We start from the raw sequence: 18544 nt of genomic DNA, 5'->3' as shown, positions 1-18544 counted from the left end.
GAGTATTGTAAACAACGTCGTAGCTTTTGTAAAAGCCTGATGCAGGGCAAAGGGTATTTGTGTGCCTGAATGCATCATCCCTTGCGGGAAGAAATCACCCCCTCGAGTGGCGAAGACGGAGTCGCCGAATAAAAGCGTCGAGGCATGCGGCCCGCCAAATGGGCTTCGCGGCCTGCTTCGACAGCAAGTTTCATTGCCCGTGCCATACGCACGGGGTCTTGTGCTGCGGCGATGGCGGTGTTCATCAACACACCGTCACAGCCTAATTCCATACCGATGGCGGCATCGGAAGCGGTACCGACGCCGGCATCGACCAGAACAGGCACATTGGCCTGCTCGATGATCAGTTGCAGGTTCCACGGATTGAGGATGCCCATGCCGGAGCCGATCAGGCTGGCCAGCGGCATGATCGCGCAGCAGCCGATCTGTTCCAGCTCGCGTGCGGCAATTGGATCATCCGAGGTGTACACCATGACGTCGAAACCTTCCTTCACCAGCGTTTCCGCGGCTTTCAGGGTTTCGCGCATATTGGGATACAGATTGTTCGGGTCGCCCAGCACTTCGAGCTTGACCAGTCTGTGGTCGTCCAGCAGCTCGCGCGCCAGGCGCAGCGTGCGCACGGCATCGTCTGCCGAGTAGCAGCCCGCCGTGTTGGGCAGCAGTGTATACCGGTTTTTCGGCAGAAAGTCCAGCAGGTTCGGCTCGCCGGCCGTCTGTCCCAGGTTGACGCGGCGGATGGCGACGGTGACGATTTCGCAGCCGGAGGCATCCAGGGCGTCGGCGGTCTGCTGGAAATCCCGGTATTTGCCGGTGCCTACCAGCAGTCGCGATTGATAGGATTTTCCTGCGATGGTCAGAGCGTCCTGCACGGTGTCTTTCTCCTTGATTGGGTTAGCCGCCGCCAACGGCAACGACGACTTCCAGCGTGTCGCCATCGCACAGCCGGGTGTGCGCATGCTGGCTGCGCGGCACGATTTCGCCATTGTGTTCGATGGCGATGCGCTTGCCGCGCAGGGCGAGGGTGTCGATCAGCGCGTCCAGCGTGCCGATCTCGTCAAACTGGCGCGTTTCGCCGTTGATGATGAGCGTGGTCATGGTTATTGGCGTCGTTCGGCCTGCTGCACGACAGGGACCTGCTGGATCGCGGTCAGCACGTTTTCCAGGTGGGTCAGGTTGTCGACCTGCAGGCGGAAGTGGATGTGGATGAAGCCGTCGCCACCGTGGTTTTCCTGGGTGTCGACCGTTTCGATATTGGCCGAGGCGTGCGAGATGGCGGCGGCGATTTCGGCCAGCGCGCCGCGCTGGTTGTGCGCCAGTACGCTGATGTTGACGCCGAACATGCGGTCCTTCTGCGGCTCCCAGTTCACTTCCAGCAGCTTTTCCGGGTCGATGCGCGCGGCATTGCCGCAGCCCTTGCGGTGGACCAGCAGTCCCTGGCCCTTGCTGATCACGCCGATGATGGCGTCGCCCGGGATCGGGTTGCAGCAGCTGGACAGTTGCACCGCGCCGCCCTCGTTGCCGCGGATGGTAACCGGGCCGACGTCCGGAGTCTGCCCCAGCTGTTCGCCGGACAGCTCGAACAGCTTGCGCGCGATCACGATCGCCAGCTGTTTGCCGGTGCCGATGTCGGCCAGGAGGTCGTTGAAGCTGCGCTGGCGTTCGCCCAGCGCGTGCAGCAGGCTGTCTTCCAGCTTGGGCGAGATGTCCAGCGGGGTCGGCGACAGCGCGCTGGCGGCCTGGCGCAGCAGCTTTTCGCCGAGCTGCACCGCGTCCTTCTGCTGCAGCGTCTTCAGGTAGTTGCGGATGCCGGAGCGGGCGCGGCCGCTCTGCACGAAATTGAGCCACGACGGGTTCGGCTTGGCCTGGGTCGAGGTGATGATCTCGACGGTGTCGCCGTTGCGCAGCACGGTGCGCAGCGGTACCAGGTTGAAGTTGACGCGGCCGGCGATGCAGCGGTGGCCGATGTCGGTGTGCACCGCGTAGGCAAAGTCGACCGGGGTGGAACCTTGCGGCAGCACCATGATCTTGCCCTTGGGGGTGAAGACGTAGACTTCGTCCGGGAACAGGTCGATCTTGATGTGTTCCAGGAATTCGATCGCGTCTTCGCTCTCTTCCTGCATGTCGAGGATGCTCTGCAGCCACTGGTGGGTGCGCTGCTTGGCGGCGTCGATGCTGGCGTCGCCGGACTTGTACATCCAGTGCGAGGCGACGCCGGCCTCGGCGACGGCGTTCATCTCCTGGGTGCGGATCTGCATCTCCACCGGCGTGCCGTAGGGGCCGAACAGGGTGGTGTGTAGGCTCTGGTAGCCGTTGCCCTTGGGGATGGCGATGTAGTCCTTGAACTTGCCGGGGATGGGCTTGTACAGGCTGTGCAGCGCGCCCAGCGTCAGGTAGCAGCTGGCGTTGTCCTTGACCACGATGCGGAAGCCGTAGATGTCGAGCACCTCGGAAAACGACAGGTGCTTCTCCTGCATCTTCTTGTAGATGCTGTATAGGTTCTTCTCGCGGCCCTTGATGGTGGCCTCGATATTGGCCTCGCCCAGCTTGTGGGTGACGGCCTGCAGGATCTTGTTGACCACTTCGCGGCGGTTGCCGCGCGCGGCGCGTACCGCCTTGGACAGCACGCTGTAGCGGTGCGGGTGCAGGTGCTTGAACGCCAGGTCCTGCAGTTCGCGATAGACCTTGTTCAGGCCGATGCGGTTGGCGATCGGCGCGTAGATTTCCAGCGTTTCCAGCGCGATGCGCTGGCGCTTGTCCTCGCGCATGGCGTCCAGCGTGCGCATATTGTGCAGCCGGTCGGCGAGCTTGACGATGATGACGCGGATGTCGCGCGCCATCGCCAGCACCATCTTGCGGAAGTTTTCCGCCTGCGCCGATTCCTTGGTCTGGTATTCCAGCCTCTCCAGCTTGGACAGGCCGTCGACCAGGTCGGCGATGGTGCGACCGAACTTCTCGCTCAGCGTCGGCTTGCTGACGCCGGTGTCTTCGAGCACGTCGTGCATCAGTGCTGCGGCCAGGCCCTGCGCATCGAGGCGCCAGTCGGTGAGCATCGCCGCTACCGCCAGCGGGTGGGTGATGTAGGGCTCGCCGCTCTTGCGGGTCTGGCCTTCGTGCGCCTCGCGCGCGGTGGCGAACGCCTGCCGCAGCAGCTGCACGTCCTCCGGGCGCAGGTACTGGTTGGCCGCGTCGAACAGGGCCGCCGCCTCGGCGTCAACGAGGGCGTTGTAGTCGATGTGTTCGGCGGCGCTGTCCTGGCTCATGTTGCGGCTTACGACTTGTTGCGGGTCAGGATCTCGCGGCCGATGTGGCCGGCGGCGATTTCGCGCAGCGCGACAACGGTCGGCTTGTTGCGGCCCTGGTCCACGAAGGTGGTGGCGCCGGAGGCGACCTGGCGGGCGCGGTAGGAGGCGGCCAGGGTCAGGTCAAAGCGGTTCTGGATACGGTCCAGGCAGTCGTCAACGGTAATGCGGGCCATGAATGGGGGTCTCCCTGGTGAAGGTGGTGCAAAAAATAATGGGGTTGTTGCGGCGTCTCTGCAAGTATCAGGCCGGCGTCTGCATCGCGGCAATCGCTGCCTGATGGTGACGGCATTGCCGCTCGCCGCGCAAGCGCTGGCTGCGGATGACGCTGATCAGGTCCAGGCGCGCCTGTTCGAAATCGTCGTTGACGATCAGGTAGTCGTACTCGGCGACCTGGTCGATCTCGGCGCGCGCCTCGGACAGGCGGCGGGCGATGACCTCCTCGCTGTCGGTGGCGCGGCCGCGCAGGCGGGCTTCCAGTACCTCGATCGACGGCGGCAGGATGAATACCGACACCGCGTCCGGGAACACCTCGCGCACCTGGCGCGCACCCTGCCAGTCGATCTCCAGCAGGATGTCGCGGCCTGCGGCCAACCTTTCGCGCAGCCAGCGCTTGCTGGTGCCGTAGTAGTTGCCGTAGACCTCGGCGTACTCGAGGAAATCGCCGGCTTCGATCATGTTTTCGAACGTGGCGCGATCGGTAAAGTGGTAGTGCCTGCCGTTTTCTTCACCGGTGCGCGGGGCGCGGGTGGTATAGGACACGGAGAGTTCGACGCCGGGTTCGGCTTGCAGCAGCGTGCTGACCAGCGAGGTTTTACCGGCTCCGGACGGGGCGACCACGATGAAAATCGTGCCGTTTGTTTGCGACATGAGGCTTCCTGCCAACGATCGGAAATAATATTTCAGGATACCACAAGGGCCATTGTTGGTTAAGTACCGCGCGGCAGCGCATCTCGCCGAGCGTGAAACGGGCGTTTCAGTTAAAATCGCGCGTTTTGTCAGAAACTTATCTGCGTAATCTGAGGGATAACACAATGCTGCTGGAAAGCTTTTTCAAGCTGAAAGAGCACGGCACCGACGTGAGAACGGAGGTCATCGCCGGCTTTACCACCTTCCTGACCATGGCCTACATCGTCATCGTCAACCCGGCGATCCTGTCGCTCACCGGCATGGATTTCAACGCCGTGTTCGTGGCCACCTGCCTTGCTGCGGCGCTGGGCACCGGCATCATGGCGCTGGTCGCCAACTACCCGATCGCGCTGGCGCCGGGCATGGGCCTGAACGCCTACTTCACCTTCACCGTGGTACAGGGCATGGGCGTGCCGTGGCAGGCGGCGCTGGGCGCGGTGTTCATCTCCGGCATCGTGTTCCTGGCGGTAAGCCTGTTCAAGGTGCGCGAGGCGATCGTCAACGCGATTCCGCAGTCGCTGAAGTTCGCGATCTCCGCCGGGGTCGGCCTGTTCCTCGCCATCATCGCGCTGAAGAACGCCGGCGTGGTGGCCGATCATCCAGCCACGCTGGTGACGCTGGGCAACCTGCACGACCCGAAAGTGCTGCTCGCCATCCTCGGCTTCTTCATCATCGTGGCGCTGGAATACCGCCGCGTGCACGGCTCCATCATCATCGGCATCCTGGCGGTGACGGTGCTGTCGGTGGCGCTGGGCCTGTCCGGTTTCGAAGGCGTGGTGGCGCCGGTGCCGAGCATGGCGCCGACCTTCATGCAGATGGACCTGGAGGGGGCAATGACCGCCGGCCTGCTGGGCGTGATCTTCGTGTTCTTCTTCGTCGACCTGTTCGACACCACCGGCACTCTGGTCGGCGTGTCGCACCGCGCCGGCCTCTTGGACAAGGACGGCAAGCTGCCGCGTCTGAAGCGCGCGCTGATGGCCGACTCGATCGCCATTACCGCCGGCGCGGCGATGGGCACCTCGTCGACCACCGCCTATATTGAATCTGCGGCGGGCACCGCCGTCGGCGGCCGTACCGGCCTCACCGCGCTGGTGGTGGCGATCCTGTTCCTCGCCTGCCTGTGGATCTCGCCGCTGGCCAAGACGGTGCCGGCCTACGCCACCGCGCCGGCGCTGTGCTACGTCGCGGTGCTGATGACGCGCGGCCTGGCCGAGATCGACTGGGACGACCTGACCGAATCGGCACCGGCGGTGATGACCGCGGTGGCGATGCCGTTCACCTTCTCCATCGCCGACGGCATCGCCTTCGGCTTCATCAGCTACGCCGTGATCAAGATCCTGGCCGGCCGCTTTGCCGACCTGAGACCGGCGGTACTGGTGATCGCCGGGCTGTGGATCGTGAAACTGGCATTCTTCCACTAAGGCACTGAATTGATGGAAAACCTGAGCAATCTGGACTACGCCAGCTACCTGAAGGGCTGGATCCGCACCGTACCGAACTGGCCGAGCGAGGGGGTGATGTTCCGCGACATCACGCCGCTGCTGCAGAATCCGAAAACCTTCCGCATGCTGATCGACATCTTCGTGCACCGCTACATGGGCGAGCGTATCGACATGGTGGCGGGGCTGGACGCGCGCGGCTTCATCATCGGCTCGGTGCTGGCCTACGAGCTGAATGTCGGCTTCGTGCCGATCCGCAAGAAGGGCAAGCTGCCGTTCACCACCGTGGCCGAGGAGTACGAGCTGGAGTACGGCAACGCCACTGTGGAGATGCATACCGACGCAGTGAAACCGGGCGACCGCGTGGTGCTGATCGACGACCTGATCGCCACCGGCGGCACCATGATGGCCGGCTACAAGCTACTGCAGCGTCTCGGCGCGGAAGTGGTCGAGACCGCCGGCATCATCGAGCTGCCGGAACTGGGCGGCGGCGATCTGATGCGCGAGCTGAACATCCCGCTGTTTACGGTGTGCTCGTTCGACGGCCACTAAGCGTTGTTGCCGCCTGAACCGACAACCGGCAGTGCCCTCACGGGGCCTGCCGGTTTTTTCATGCCCAAGGTTGGCCGCAAGAGCTTGCGGCCAACCTTGTGCCTTTAGAACCTGTTCAATGTCTGCTGCGCTTCGGCGATACCGCGTTAAAAATGCCTTCGGAATGCTCATTTACCCCATGTAAACTCCGCTTCCTCAGGCGTTTTTGCCTTGTCTCGCTCTAGCTCGCGAGACTTTGAACAGGTTCTTACAGCTTGAAGCGCTCGATGCGCTGCTGCAGCTCGTCCGCCAGCTGGCGCAGCTGCCCGGTGGCGCGGGTGGCGTGCAGCACCGACTGATCGGTGCCGTCGATCATGTCGTGGATCTGCGCCACGTTGCGCGCGATGTCGTGGCTGGCGCTGGACTGCTGGGCGGTGGCGCTGGCGATGCCGGCCACGGTACGCATCACCTGCTGGTTGTGGTGGTGGATGCCGGAGATGGCGGCGGCGGCACGTTCCGCCTGCTGCACCCCGGTTTCCACCTGGCGGATGGCGGCGTTCATGCTGTCGTTGGCATTGCGGGTTTCGTCCTGCACCTGGCGGATGCTGGCGGCGATTTCCACGGTGGCGCCGGCGCTGCGCTCGGCCAGCTTGCGCACCTCGTCGGCAACCACGGCAAAGCCGCGGCCCTGTTCGCCGGCGCGGGCGGCCTCGATCGCCGCGTTCAGCGCCAGCAGGTTGGTCTGCTCGGCGATGTCGCGGATCACCTGCACCACGTGGCTGATCTGGCCGGAGCGCTGCTCCAGTCCGGCCAGCACGCCGCTGAGCTGGCGGATGGTGTCGGCGATGCGCGCGATCCCGCTGGCGGTGGCGTGCACGCTGTCGGCGACCTGTTCCGCCTCCTGGCCGGCCTCGCGCACGCTGTCTTCGGCGACGCGGGCGGAGTCGGCGATGTGGCTGATGCTGACCGACAGCTGCTCGATGGCGGCGGCGGTGGCGGTGGCGGCCACCGATTGCTGCTGCGAGCGGGCGCTGATGTCGCCGGTTTCGCCGGCCAGCGCGCGGGTGGCGTGGTGCACGGCGCCGACCCGTTCGCGTACCTCCAGCAGCATCTGGCGCAGCGACTGGCTGAAGCGGTTGAAGGCGCTGGCGGAGGCGCCGATCTCGTCGCGGCCGCGGATCGCCAGCTCGCGGGTGAGGTCGCCGTCGCCGGTGGCCAGCGCGCTCAGCGCCTGCTGCAGCCGGGTCAGCGGGGTGGTCAGCCGCCGCAGCAGCGCGGCAAGCACCAGCAGGATCAGCAGCAGCGCGCCGAGGCTGAACAGGATGGTGTCGCGGGTGGCGGCGCGGCTGTCGGCCAGCGCACTGTCCAGCGGGATCGAGACGCGCACCGCCCACGCGTTGCGGATGTTGCCGACGCGCATCGGCTCGATGTAGTGCAGCACCTGTGCGTCGTCGACGTACTGCAGGCTGGCGCCGCTGCGGATCGCGCGCCGCGCCACCGCCGGCAGCCCCGCGTCCGCCTTGCCGACCAGCGCCTTGTCGCCGGCGCCGAGCACCATGCCCTTGCCGGAGTAGATGGTCATGAAGCCGCTGCCGTAGGGCCTGATCGCGGCGGCGACCGCCTGCAGCTGCTCCAGGCTGAAGTCGAGGCCGGCGACGCCGACAAAGCGGCCGTTCTCGAGGATGGGGTAGGACAGCGTCGCCATCAGCACCTTGATGTCGTGGTCCTCGTAAGGCTCGGTCAGCACCGGCTGCAGGCTGTGCTTCGGACCGTCGTAGTACTCGCTGCCGTCGGTGTCCTCCGAGCCCCACACCACGTCCTCCTTGCCGCCCTTGCGGAACCAGTAGCTGCCGGCGCGGCCGCTGGCGCCGTTTTCCGGCTGCCCGGCCAGCTCGCTGTCGCGCCCGTCCAGCGCGTTCGGCTCCCAGCTGAGGAACACGCCGATGGCCTGCGGGTTGGTCTGCATCAGCAGGCGGGTGTGGGCGCCGGCCAGCGCGCGGGCGTTGGCCGGCGCGCCGTGTTTGAGCACCTGCGCGTAGGCGGCGAGGTCCTTGGCGGTGGTGTAGGCGGCTTCCAGGCGCTGGTTGAGCCTAGCGGCCTCGTTGGCGGCCAGCAGGCGGGTGGCGGCCAGCACGTGCTGTTCCGCCTGTTGTGCGGAGAGGCGGGCGTTGACGCCGATGATCAGGCTGAAGCCGCCCAGGACGAGCAGGCCGGTGCCCAGCAGCAGCTTGGCCTTGATGGTGTCGAACATGGTCTTCCTTGCCGCGGCAGCGGGGTTGTGGTGGTGCGGGTCGGCTGATGATAGGCGGCGGCGAGGCGGAAGATAAAGCGACGAGTGTTTAATATTTTAAATTAACGTGCGACAAATGACGTTTGTGCAACAGTTTTGTTAAACAATGCTGGCCATAAAAAACCGCCGTGGTTGCGGATGCAGTCACGGCGGTGGTATCGCTGTTTAAGATTTAGCTCGCGACGCGGGTGATGTTGGCACCGACGGCATTGAGCTTGGCCTCGATGTGCTCGTAGCCGCGATCCAGGTGGTAGATGCGGTCGACGATGGTCTCGCCCTCGGCGGCGAGGCCGGCGATCACCAGGCTGGCGGAGGCGCGCAGGTCGGTGGCCATCACGGTGGCGCCAGACAGCTTTTCCACGCCCTTGACGATGGCGGTGTTGCCTTCCACTTCGATGTTGGCGCCCATGCGGTTCAGCTCCGGCACGTGCATGAAGCGGTTCTCGAAGATGGTCTCGGTCATCACCGCCGCGCCGTCGGCGATGGTGTTCAGCGTCATCATCTGCGCCTGCATGTCGGTCGGGAAGGCCGGATGCGGCAGGGTGCGCACGTTGACCGCTTTCGGACGGCGCTTCATGTCCAGCGAGATCCAGTCGTCGCCGCACTCGATCACGGCGCCGGTTTCGGTCAGCTTGTCGAGGATCACGTCCATGCTGCGCGGGGCGGCATTGCGCAGCACCACGTGGCCCTGGGTCATGGCGCCGGCGACGAGGAAGGTGCCGGCCTCGATGCGGTCCGGCATGATCGCGTGTTCGGCGCCGTGCAGGCGCTCGACGCCCTCGATGATCAGCTTGTCGCTGCCGATGCCCTGGATCTTGGCGCCCATCGCCACCAGGCAGTGGGCGAGGTCGACCACTTCCGGCTCGCGCGCGGCGTTTTCCAGGATGGTGGTGCCTTCGGCCAGCACTGCCGCCATCATCAGGTTTTCGGTGCCGCCGACGGTGACCATGTCCATCACGATGTGGGCGCCGCGCAGCTTCTTGGCGCGCGCCTTGACGTAGCCGTGCTCGATGGAGATCTCGGCGCCCATGGCGACCATGCCCTTGATGTGCTGCTCCACCGGACGCGAGCCGATGGCGCAGCCGCCGGGCAGGGACACGGTGGCCTCGCCGAAGCGGGCCAGCGTCGGGCCCAGCACCAGGATGGACGCGCGCATGGTTTTCACCAGGTCGTACGGTGCCACCAGGGTGTCAAGGTTGGCCGCGGTGATCTCGAACTCGTGCACGTTGTCGGTCATCACGCGCACGCCCATGCCCTGCAGCAGCTTCTGCGTGGTGGACACGTCGCGCAGCATCGGCACGTTGGTGAGTTTCAGCGTGTCGGCGGTCAGCAGGCCGGCGCACAGGATGGGCAGGGCGGCGTTCTTGGCGCCGGAAACACGGATTTCACCGTTGAGCGGGCCGTTGCCGCCTTGAATGACCAGTTTTTCCATTTTCGTGATTTAGCCTTGTTGCTGCGCCCATTCTTCCGGGCTGAGTGTCTTCATTCCCAATGCGTGGATCTCGGCGCGCATGCGGTCGCCGAGGGCCTGGTACACCAACTGGTGGCGTTGGACGCGATTGCGGCCGGAGAATTCCGCGCTGACGATCACGGCGTTGAAGTGGGTGCCGTCGTCGCCCTGCACGTCGATGTAGTCGCAGGCGAGCCCGGCGAGAATGACTTCCTTGATATAGTCTGCACTTACCATTTTGGTTCCTGTCTTTATGTTGTCATGGCGCGGCACGCAGGGTGCCACCGCTCAATGGCGAAGCTTGTAGCCGCTGGCGATCAGCCGCATCACCCACGCCGACAGCGCGACGAAGCAGCCGCCGACCACCGCCAGCGACAGCCACGGCGACACGTCGGCCTGGCCGAAGAAACCGTAGCGGAAGCCGTCGATCATGTAGAACACCGGGTTGAGGTGGGAGACGCCGCGCCAGAGCGGCGGCAGGCTGTTGATAGAGTAGAACACGCCGGACAGGAAGGTCAGCGGCATGATCAGGAAGTTCTGGAACGCGGCCAGCTGATCGAACTTGTCGGCCCAGATGCCGGCCATGATGCCCAGCGCGCCGAGCACGCCGCAGCCGAGCACGGCAAAGGCCAGCAGCCACAGCGGCTGCGCCGGCAGCGGCAGCCCGAACCAGGCGGTGACCAGCAGCACGCCGGCACCGACCACCAGCCCGCGCACGATGGATGCCAGCAGGTAGGCGCCGAAGAAGGCCGGCGCGCTGATCGGCGGCAGCAGCAGGAACACGATGTTGCCGGTGATCTTGGACTGGATCAGGCTGGACGAGCTGTTGGCGAACGCATTCTGCGCCATCGACATCATCGCGAGGCCGGGGATCAGGAAGGCGGTGTAGCTGACGCCGGGATAGGCCTCGACATGCTGCGACAGCACGTGCGAGAAGATCATCTGGTACAGCAGCGCGGTCAGCACCGGCGCCATCACCGTCTGGAAACCGACCTTCCAGAAGCGCAGGATTTCCTTCTTGAACAGGGTGATAAAGCCGTACATCAGGCTTGTCCTCCGTGCATCAGCTTGACGAAGACCTGCTCCAGATCGGTTTCGTGCACCGACAGCTCGCGTACTTCCACTGCGGCCAACCTCAGTTCGCTCAATACCTGCTCCAGTTTGGCAATGTCCGGCAGCGCCAGGATGTGGCGGCCGTCCTGCTGGCGCAGGCTCAGCGGCTGCAGGCTGGCAGGCAGCTCGCCCGACAGCTGCAGCGACACTTCGCGCGCCGCGCTGCGCGACAGCAGGGTGTCCTTGTTCTCCAGCGCGATCAGCCGGCCTTTTTTCATCATCGCGATGCGGCTGCACAGCGCTTCGGCTTCTTCCAGATAGTGGGTGGTCAGCACGATGGTGTGGCCGGCGGCGTTGAGCTCCTTCACGAACGCCCACAGGCTCTGCCGCAGTTCGACGTCGACGCCGGCGGTGGGTTCATCCAGCACGATCACCGGCGGGCGGTGCACCAGCGCCTGCGCCACCATCACCCGCCGTTTCATGCCGCCGGACAGCGCGCGCATGTTGACGTTGGCCTTGTCGGTCAGTCCCAGCTTGTGCAGCAGCTCGTCGACCCAGGCGTCGTTGTGGCGGATGCCGAAATAGCCGGACTGGAAGGTCAGCGTCTCGCGCACGGTGAAGAACGGGTCGAATACCAGTTCCTGCGGCACCACGCCCAGTTTCATGCGTGCGTCACGTGCCTCGGTCACGGTGTCGTGGCCCATGATGCGGATCTGGCCGTTGTCGGCGCGCGACAGCCCGGCCATGGCGGAAATCAGCGTGGTCTTGCCGGCACCGTTGGGGCCGAGCAGGGCGAAGAACTCGCCGTGCTCCACCGTGAAGCTGATGCGGTCCAGGGCCTGCAGCGACGCGAAGCGCTTGCTGACAGCATCGATGCTGATGGCGTGAGTCATGACAGAAGGGCGGAAGGCGTAAAGACGCGGAGTATAACGCTATTCAGCAGCGCATGGCAGGGGTTGCAGCCAGTAGCGCTCCTTGAAAATGCCTTCAAAATAAGGGCTTAACAGCGCGGATAGATTATGGTGAATGGTGCGGTCGTCCTGTGCCAGCAGCCAGCTGTGGATCAGGCCTCCGTACAGGCTGTGCAGGCCGATGGCGGCCAGCTTGGGATCGACGTCGTCGCGCAGCAGGTGCTGCTCCTGCGCGCAGTGCAGCACCTGCTGCAGCTTGGCCTGTTTTTCCTGGGTCCAGCTGATTTGCTCCAGCAGCAGCGGCGCCATTTCGCCGACCTGCTCGCAGCCGAGGTGGTGGATGCCGCAGATGCGGCGGATGCGCGGATTGTCGTGCAGCAGCGCGAACATGGCGTGGCCGTGCTGCCACAGCCGGGTCGCCGGGTTGACGTTGCGGTCGAGCAGGCGCGCGTCGAGGATCTCCAGCTCCGGAATGATGCGGTCGCACAGCGCGTTGAACAGGTCGAGCTTGTTGGAAAAGTGCCAGTAGATCGCGCCGCGGGTCAGCCCGGCGGCGGCGGCGATGTCGGCCAGCGAGGTCCCGGCGACACCCTTTTCCCAGAATACCTGTTCGGCGGTATCCAGCAGCAGGTGGCGGGTTTGCTCGGCTTCTTCTCGGGTTTTGCGTGCCATGTTCTCGAAAGGGTTATTCAGCGCGGCGTAAGGATAGCGTTAAAGCCGCCGGTGCGCTGCCTGATTTGTTTACATACATACACGAATGTATGTATTATGGCGCAAATTTGTCGCATTGTCTGTACCGGAATTCGGAAACGCGTCCTGGCAAGCGGCTGTCCAGCACGATTGCATGCTATATAGCCGGTTGGCATTTTCTGACCGGCAAGCAGCGCGCAGACGGCTGTTGCCTACGTACGACGCACACATCAAGGAGATCTCTGGTGAGTTCTTTCAATAATCATAAATGGACGCTGGCGCTGTTGCCGCTGGCAGTGATGCTGACCGCTTGCGGGCAGCAGGGCGAGCAGGCAGCCGGCCACGGGGCGATGCCGCCGCTGCCGGTCAGCGTGGTGAAGATGGCCGCCGCCGATGTGCCGGTGGTCACCGAGTACGTCGGTCAGGCGGTCGGCTCGCGCGAGGTGGAAGTGCGCGCCCGCGTCTCCGGCATCCTGCAGAAGCGCGCCTACACCGAGGGTGCCAGCGTGCGCGCCGGCGACGTGCTGTTCCAGCTCGACGCCGCACCGTACCAGGCGGCACTGGAGCAGGCGGAGGCGACGCTGAAGCTGGAAGAGGCCAAGCTGATCCGCGCGCAGCAGGACCACGACCGCGTGCTGCCGCTGTTCAAGGAAAACGCCGTCAGCCAGAAGGACCGCGACGACGCGGTGGCCGCGCTGGCCACGGCCAAGGCCTCGGTCGCCGCCGCCCGCGCCGCGATGAAGTCGGCGCAGATCAACCTCGGTTACACCCGCGTCACCGCGCCGATCTCCGGTGTCACCAGCGCCGAGGCACGCTCCGAGGGCAGCCTGGTGCAGCCGGGCGATGCCGGGCTGCTGACCAAGATCTCGCAGCTGGACCCGATCTACGTCAAGTTCTCGCTGTCCGACAACGACGTGCTGAAGAACCAGCAGCTGGCGGCCAGCGGCAAGCTGCGCCAGCCGGAAGGTGGCCGCTACATCGTGTCGCTGAAACTGCCGGATGGCAGCACCTACGGCCGTGAAGGCCGCATCAACTTTGCCGACCGCGTCATCGACCCGACCACCGGCACCTCGGCGGCGCGCGCCAGCTTCGACAACCCGGAGGGCACCGTGCGTGCCGGCCAGTTCGTGCGTGTCGAGTTGAAGGGCGCGGTGCGCCTGAATGCGCTGGTGGTGCCGCAGAAGGCGGTGCTGACCTCGCAGCAGGGCAAGATGGTGTGGGTGGTCGGCAAGGACAACACCGTCGAGGCCCGTCCGCTGCAGATCGGCGACAGCGCCAGTAACGGCTTCATCGTCGAGAGCGGGCTGAAGGCCGGCGACCTGGTGATTACCGACAACCTGATCAAGCTGCGTCCGGGTGCCAAGGTGGTGCCGCAGACGGCTGCGGCCAACGTTGCCGCCCCGGCGACGACCCAGGGCTAAGGCGAGGAATAACACATGTTTTCATCTTTCTTCATCCGCCGGCCGATCTTCGCCAGCGTGCTGTCGATCGTGATCGTGCTGGCCGGTTTCTTCGGCATGCGCGCGCTGCCGATCGAACAGTACCCGCAGATCGTGCCGCCGTCGGTGGCGGTGACCACCGCCTACCCCGGCGCCTCCGCCGAGGTGATCGCCGATACCGTGGCCTCGCCGCTGGAACAGGCGATCAACGGCGTCGACGACATGCTGTACATGCAGTCCAGCAGCGCCAGCAACGGACGGCTGACCATCAACGTGACGTTCAAGATCGGCACCAATCCGGACCAGGCGTCGATCAACGTCAACAACCGCGTGCAGTCGGTGCTGTCCTCGCTGCCGGAAGAGGTGCGCCGCCAGAGCGTGAACGTGCGCAAGCAGGCCGCCACCTTCCTGCAGGTGATCTCGCTGTACTCGCCGGACAAACGCTTTGACACGCTGTTCATGAGCAACTACGCGCTGCTCAACGTGGTCGACGAGATCAAGCGCATTCCCGGCGTCGGCCAGGTCACCAACTTCGCCGGCAAGGACTACGCGATGCGGGTGTGGCTGCGGCCGGACCGCCTGGCGCAGCTGAAGCTGACGCCCAGCGACGTGGCACAGGCCATCCGCGAGCAGAACGCGCAGTTCGCCGCCGGCAAGATCAGCGCCGAGCCGAACGCCGGCAAGCCGGACTTCACCTACACCATCACCACCAAGGGCCGCCTGACCGAGGCCAGCGAGTTCGAGAACATCATCGTGCGCGCTGCCGCCGACGGGGCCAAGGTGCGGCTGAAGGACGTGGCACGGGTGGAGCTGGGCGCGCTGGGCTACGACTTCTACGGCAAGCACAACGGCCGTCCGAGCATCCCTATCGGTATCAACCTGGCGCCGGGCGCCAACCAGCTGGACACCGCCAAGGCGGTGCAGGCGAAGATGGACGAACTGGCTGCGAAATTCCCGGCCGGGCTGTCCTACTCGATCCCGTATGACACCACCCGCTTCGTCGAGGTGTCGATCCAGGAGGTGATCACCACGCTGATGGAAGCGATGGTGCTGGTGTTCGCCGTGGTGTACCTGTTCCTGCAGAACTGGCGCGCGACGCTGATTCCGGGCCTCGCGGTGCCGGTGTCCATCGTCGGCACCTTTGCCGGCATGTACCTGTTCGGCTACTCCATCAACACGCTGACGCTGTTCGGCATGGTGCTGGCGATCGGTATCGTGGTCGACGACGCCATCGTGGTGCTGGAGAACGTCGAACGCATCATGATGAAGGAGGGCAAGCCGCCGCGCGAAGCCACCATCCAGGCGATGAAGGAAGTCAGCGGCCCGGTGGTCGCCATCGTGCTGGTGTTGTGCTCGGTGTTCATCCCGGTGGCGTTCATGGGCGGCATCGCCGGCCAGATGTACAAGCAGTTCGCCATCACCATCGCGATGTCGGTGACCATCTCCGGTATCGTGGCGCTGACGCTGACCCCTGCGCTGTGCGCGGCGATGCTGAAGTCCGAGCATCAGCACAGCAACGCCTTCTTCGATGGCTTCAACCGCCTGTTTGACCGCATCACCCACCGCTACAGCAGCGGCGTGGCCTTCCTGATCAAGCGTTCCGTGCTGGCGCTGGTGCTGTTCGGCCTGCTGATCGGCGCGTCGGCGTGGCTGTTCAAGCTGATTCCGTCGTCGCTGGCGCCGGAAGAAGACCAGGGCTACGTGATCTCCGCCACCATCCTGCCGGACGGCGCGGCGATCAACCGCACCGTGGACGCGATGGACAAGCTGGACGTGGAAATCGCCAAGAACCCGGCGGTGAAGGACGTGATGAGCTTTGCCGGCTTCGACATCCTGTCCGGCTCCAACCGCACCAACACTGGTGTCACCTTCATCACCCTGAAGCCGTGGGACGAGCGCAAGGCGCCGGGCATGTCGGCGCAGGCGGTGGTCGGCGACGTGTTCATGAAGGGCGCCGGCATCAAGGAAGGGCTGGTGCTGGCCTTCAACCCGCCACCGATCTCCGGCATGTCCTCCACCGGTGGCTTCGAGGCCTACGTGCAGAACCGCGCCGGTGCCTCGGCCGGCGAGCTGGCGGCGCAGGCGCAGGCGCTGATGATGGCGGCGGCGAAACGGCCGGAACTGGCCGGCGTGCAGAGCACCTTCTCGGCCAACGTGCCGCAGGTCAACGTGCAGCTGGACCGTGAAAAGGCCAAGGCGCTGGGCGTGCCGATCGACGACGTGTTCGACACCATGCAGAGCACCTTCGGCGCGCTGTACGTGAACGACTTCAACAAGTTCGGCCGCATCTTCACCGTGCAGCTGCAGTCGGAGGCCGAGTTCCGCAAGAGCGTGGACAACCTGCGCACCGTGTTCGTGCGCGCGCAGAACGGGCAGATGATCCCGCTGTCCAGCCTGGTGACGGTGGAGCAGACCACCGGCCCGGAAATCGTCGAGCGCTACAACGCCTTCCCGTCGGCCAAGCTGGTCGGCGGCCCGGCGCCGGGCTACAGCTCCGGCGAGGCGCTGGCGGTGATGGAACAGCTGGCGAAGGAAACCTTGCCGGACGGCTACACCCTGGCGTGGACCGGCTCGGCCTTCCAGGAGAAATCCACCGGCGGTGCCTCGTCGACGGTGTTCGTGATCGCGCTGGTGATGGTGTTCCTGATCCTGGCGGCACAGTACGAGCGCTGGACGCTGCCGATCTCGGTGCTGACCGCGGTGCCGTTCGCGGTGTTCGGCGCGCTGGTGGCCAACTGGCTGCGCGGGCTGGAGAACGACATCTACTTCCAGGTGGCGCTGGTGACGCTGATCGGCCTCGCGGCGAAGAACGCGATCCTGATCGTCGAGTTCGCGGTGCTGAAGATGGAAGAAGGGCGCTCGCTGGCCGAGGCGGCGGTGGAGGCGGCCAAGCTGCGTTTCCGCCCGATCGTGATGACCTCGCTGGCCTTCATCCTCGGTTGCGTGCCGCTGGCGATTTCCAGCGGTGCCGGCTCCGCCAGCCGTCACTCGATCGGTACCGGCGTGATCGGGGGCATGTTGGCCGCAACCTTCATCGCGGCGCTGTTCATCCCCCTGTTTTTCAAACTGATTATGCAGTGGAGCCAGCGCAAGCCGGCGCCACAAGGAGAGCAGCATGATGCTTAAGCAAGCGCTGTTGCCAGTACTGGTCGCCGCCGCGCTGTCCGCGTGCGCGGCGGTCGGCCCCGACTACCAGCGTCCGCAGCTGGACATGCCGCAGGCTGCGGCCAACGTGGCGCCGGTCGCCAGCGACTGGTGGCGCAGTTTCGAGGATCCGGTGCTGGACGCGATGATAGACGAATCGCTGCGCTACAACCGCGATCTGGTGCAGGCCGCGGCGCGGGTGGAAGAAGCCGCCGCCGCCGCCGGTGTGGCGCGTGCCGGCCTGCTGCCGCAGGTCAGCGCCAGCGTCGGCAGCGGCCGCAGCCAGACCTCGAGCTACAGCAGTGGTGGCGGGGCGCTGCTCGACAGCCGCCAGGCCGGGCTGACCGCCAGCTGGGAGCTGGACCTGTGGGGCAAGCTGCGCCGCGAACGCGAGGCGGCGCTGGCCGACGTCAGCGCCAGCGAGCGCTCGCTGGCTGCGCTGCGGCTGTCGCTGGGCAGCCAGGTGGCCAAGAGCTACTTCCAGCTCGCCAGCTACGACGCCCAGCTCGCCAGCGCCCGTGCCACGCTGCAAAGCCGCGAGGAATCGCTGCAGCTGCGCCGCAAACGCTTCAACGGCGGCATGACCTCGGAGCTGGAAATGCGCCAGGCTGAGGCCGAGGCCGCCAGCGCGCGCGCCACCGTGCCGCAGCTGGCGCAGGCGGTGACGCAGACCGAACACGCGCTGGCGGTGCTGCTGGGCCGCTCGCCGCGCGACATTGCGGCCAACCTTGGCCGCGGCAAGGCCTTGTCGGTGCTGGCCGAGCCGGAGCAGATCCCGTCCGGGCTGCCGTCCGACCTGCTGCTGCGCCGTGCCGACGTGGCGGCGGCGGAAGCCAGCCTGATCGCGGCCAACGCCCGCATCGGCGTCGCCCGCGCCGCCTACTTCCCGAGCATCAGCCTGTCGGCCGGCATCGGCAGCGCCAGCACCGCGCTGGTCGACCTGTTCAGCGGCCCGGCGCAGACCTGGAACTTCGCGGCCAACCTGACCGCGCCGATCTTCAATGCCGGGCGCATCGCCGCCGGTGTCGATGCCGCCAACGCGCGCCAGAAACAGGCGCTGGCGGTGTACGAGAAGACGGTGCAGCAGGCGTTCGCCGACACCCTGGACGCGATGTCGGCGGTCAGCACCACGCGCGCCACCGAACAGGCGCAGCTGCAGCAGTTGGCATCCCTGCGCGAGGCGCTGCGCCTGGCGCGGCTGCGCTACGACAACGGCTACTCCAGCTATCTGGACGTGCTCGACGCCGAGCGCGGCGTGTTCCAGGTGGAGCAGGCGCTGTCCAGCGCCCGCCTTGCGCGACTGTCGGCGGTGGTGTCGCTGTACGCGGCACTGGGTGGCGGCTGGCAGGCCGGCTAAGCCCGCAGCGTTAGCCAACAAAAAAGCCCGGA

At 65.6% G+C, this 18544-nt stretch carries 16 protein-coding genes; 5 read left to right on the top strand and 11 right to left on the bottom strand.

The annotated features are described in order from the left end of the window. Positions 1–74 precede the first annotated feature (74 nt). The 5 genes from IE100_RS04315 to gmk form a co-directional block, all read right to left on the bottom strand. Complete coding sequence (locus tag IE100_RS04315) at positions 75–869, bottom strand: thiazole synthase (protein WP_047967785.1); 795 nt, start codon at positions 867–869, stop codon at positions 75–77. A 22-nt stretch (positions 870–891) separates the two neighbouring features. Then, a complete protein-coding gene (gene thiS, locus IE100_RS04310) occupies positions 892–1095 on the bottom strand; it encodes a sulfur carrier protein ThiS (RefSeq protein ID WP_189372899.1) in 204 nt (67 codons plus the stop codon). Positions 1096–1097: 2 nt separating this feature from the next. After that, entirely contained in the window at positions 1098–3260 is a 2163-nt protein-coding gene (locus IE100_RS04305; protein ID WP_189372898.1) for a RelA/SpoT family protein, read from the bottom strand. A gap of 8 nt (positions 3261–3268) precedes the next feature. Further along, on the bottom strand, positions 3269–3475 hold the full coding sequence (gene rpoZ, locus IE100_RS04300; RefSeq protein WP_189372897.1) for a DNA-directed RNA polymerase subunit omega: 207 nt from the start codon (positions 3473–3475) through the stop codon (positions 3269–3271). Between the two features lie 67 nt (positions 3476–3542). Further along, positions 3543–4169, bottom strand: coding sequence for a guanylate kinase (gene gmk / locus IE100_RS04295; protein WP_189372896.1), 627 nt, complete (start codon positions 4167–4169; stop codon positions 3543–3545). Positions 4170–4333: 164 nt separating this feature from the next. Between gmk and IE100_RS04290 the strand changes: the two genes are divergently transcribed. Together IE100_RS04290 and IE100_RS04285 are read left to right on the top strand one after the other, a co-directional pair. Then, positions 4334–5629, top strand: a complete 1296-nt coding sequence (locus IE100_RS04290) for an NCS2 family permease (RefSeq protein ID WP_189372895.1) — start codon at positions 4334–4336, stop codon at positions 5627–5629. Positions 5630–5641: 12 nt separating this feature from the next. Further along, a complete protein-coding gene (locus IE100_RS04285) occupies positions 5642–6199 on the top strand; it encodes an adenine phosphoribosyltransferase (protein WP_189372894.1) in 558 nt (185 codons plus the stop codon). A 247-nt stretch (positions 6200–6446) separates the two neighbouring features. Here the strand turns inward: IE100_RS04285 and IE100_RS04280 are convergent, their stop codons facing one another. From IE100_RS04280 to IE100_RS04255, 6 genes are all read right to left on the bottom strand, one after another. Continuing rightward, complete coding sequence (locus IE100_RS04280) at positions 6447–8429, bottom strand: methyl-accepting chemotaxis protein (protein WP_189372893.1); 1983 nt, start codon at positions 8427–8429, stop codon at positions 6447–6449. A gap of 211 nt (positions 8430–8640) precedes the next feature. Then, positions 8641–9900, bottom strand: a complete 1260-nt coding sequence (gene murA / locus IE100_RS04275) for a UDP-N-acetylglucosamine 1-carboxyvinyltransferase (RefSeq protein ID WP_189372892.1) — start codon at positions 9898–9900, stop codon at positions 8641–8643. Between the two features lie 9 nt (positions 9901–9909). After that, the gene (locus IE100_RS04270; RefSeq protein ID WP_189372891.1) at positions 9910–10155 is read right to left on the bottom strand and encodes a BolA family protein; all 246 of its coding nucleotides are present in this window, start codon (positions 10153–10155) and stop codon (positions 9910–9912) included. A gap of 51 nt (positions 10156–10206) precedes the next feature. Further along, positions 10207–10962, bottom strand: a complete 756-nt coding sequence (locus IE100_RS04265) for an ABC transporter permease (RefSeq protein ID WP_189372890.1) — start codon at positions 10960–10962, stop codon at positions 10207–10209. Then, positions 10962–11864 carry an ABC transporter ATP-binding protein gene (locus IE100_RS04260; protein WP_189372889.1) on the bottom strand — a complete coding sequence of 301 codons (903 nt, stop codon included), beginning with the start codon at positions 11862–11864 and terminating at the stop codon, positions 10962–10964. Before IE100_RS04260 ends, IE100_RS04265 begins: the two co-directional genes overlap by 1 nt. 39 nt (positions 11865–11903) lie before the next feature. Next, on the bottom strand, positions 11904–12554 hold the full coding sequence (locus tag IE100_RS04255; RefSeq protein ID WP_189372888.1) for a TetR family transcriptional regulator: 651 nt from the start codon (positions 12552–12554) through the stop codon (positions 11904–11906). A 263-nt stretch (positions 12555–12817) separates the two neighbouring features. Between IE100_RS04255 and IE100_RS04250 the strand changes: the two genes are divergently transcribed. Genes IE100_RS04250 through IE100_RS04240 form a run of 3 tightly spaced genes read left to right on the top strand, consistent with a single transcriptional unit; the run spans position 12818 to position 18512 of the window. Continuing rightward, on the top strand, positions 12818–13993 hold the full coding sequence (locus tag IE100_RS04250) for an efflux RND transporter periplasmic adaptor subunit (RefSeq protein WP_229800218.1): 1176 nt from the start codon (positions 12818–12820) through the stop codon (positions 13991–13993). 15 nt (positions 13994–14008) lie between these two features. Next, complete coding sequence (locus IE100_RS04245) at positions 14009–17137, top strand: efflux RND transporter permease subunit (protein ID WP_189372887.1); 3129 nt, start codon at positions 14009–14011, stop codon at positions 17135–17137. Next, the gene (locus tag IE100_RS04240; RefSeq protein WP_189372886.1) at positions 17127–18512 is read left to right on the top strand and encodes an efflux transporter outer membrane subunit; all 1386 of its coding nucleotides are present in this window, start codon (positions 17127–17129) and stop codon (positions 18510–18512) included. Before IE100_RS04245 ends, IE100_RS04240 begins: the two co-directional genes overlap by 11 nt. Positions 18513–18544 lie beyond the last annotated feature (32 nt).

It is taken from the genome of Vogesella alkaliphila (assembly GCF_014652475.1).
GTDB classification, from domain to species: Bacteria; Pseudomonadota; Gammaproteobacteria; order Burkholderiales; family Chromobacteriaceae; genus Vogesella; species Vogesella alkaliphila.
Note: the sequence above shows the minus strand (reverse complement) of the source record. Positions and strands in the feature narration are given on the sequence as shown.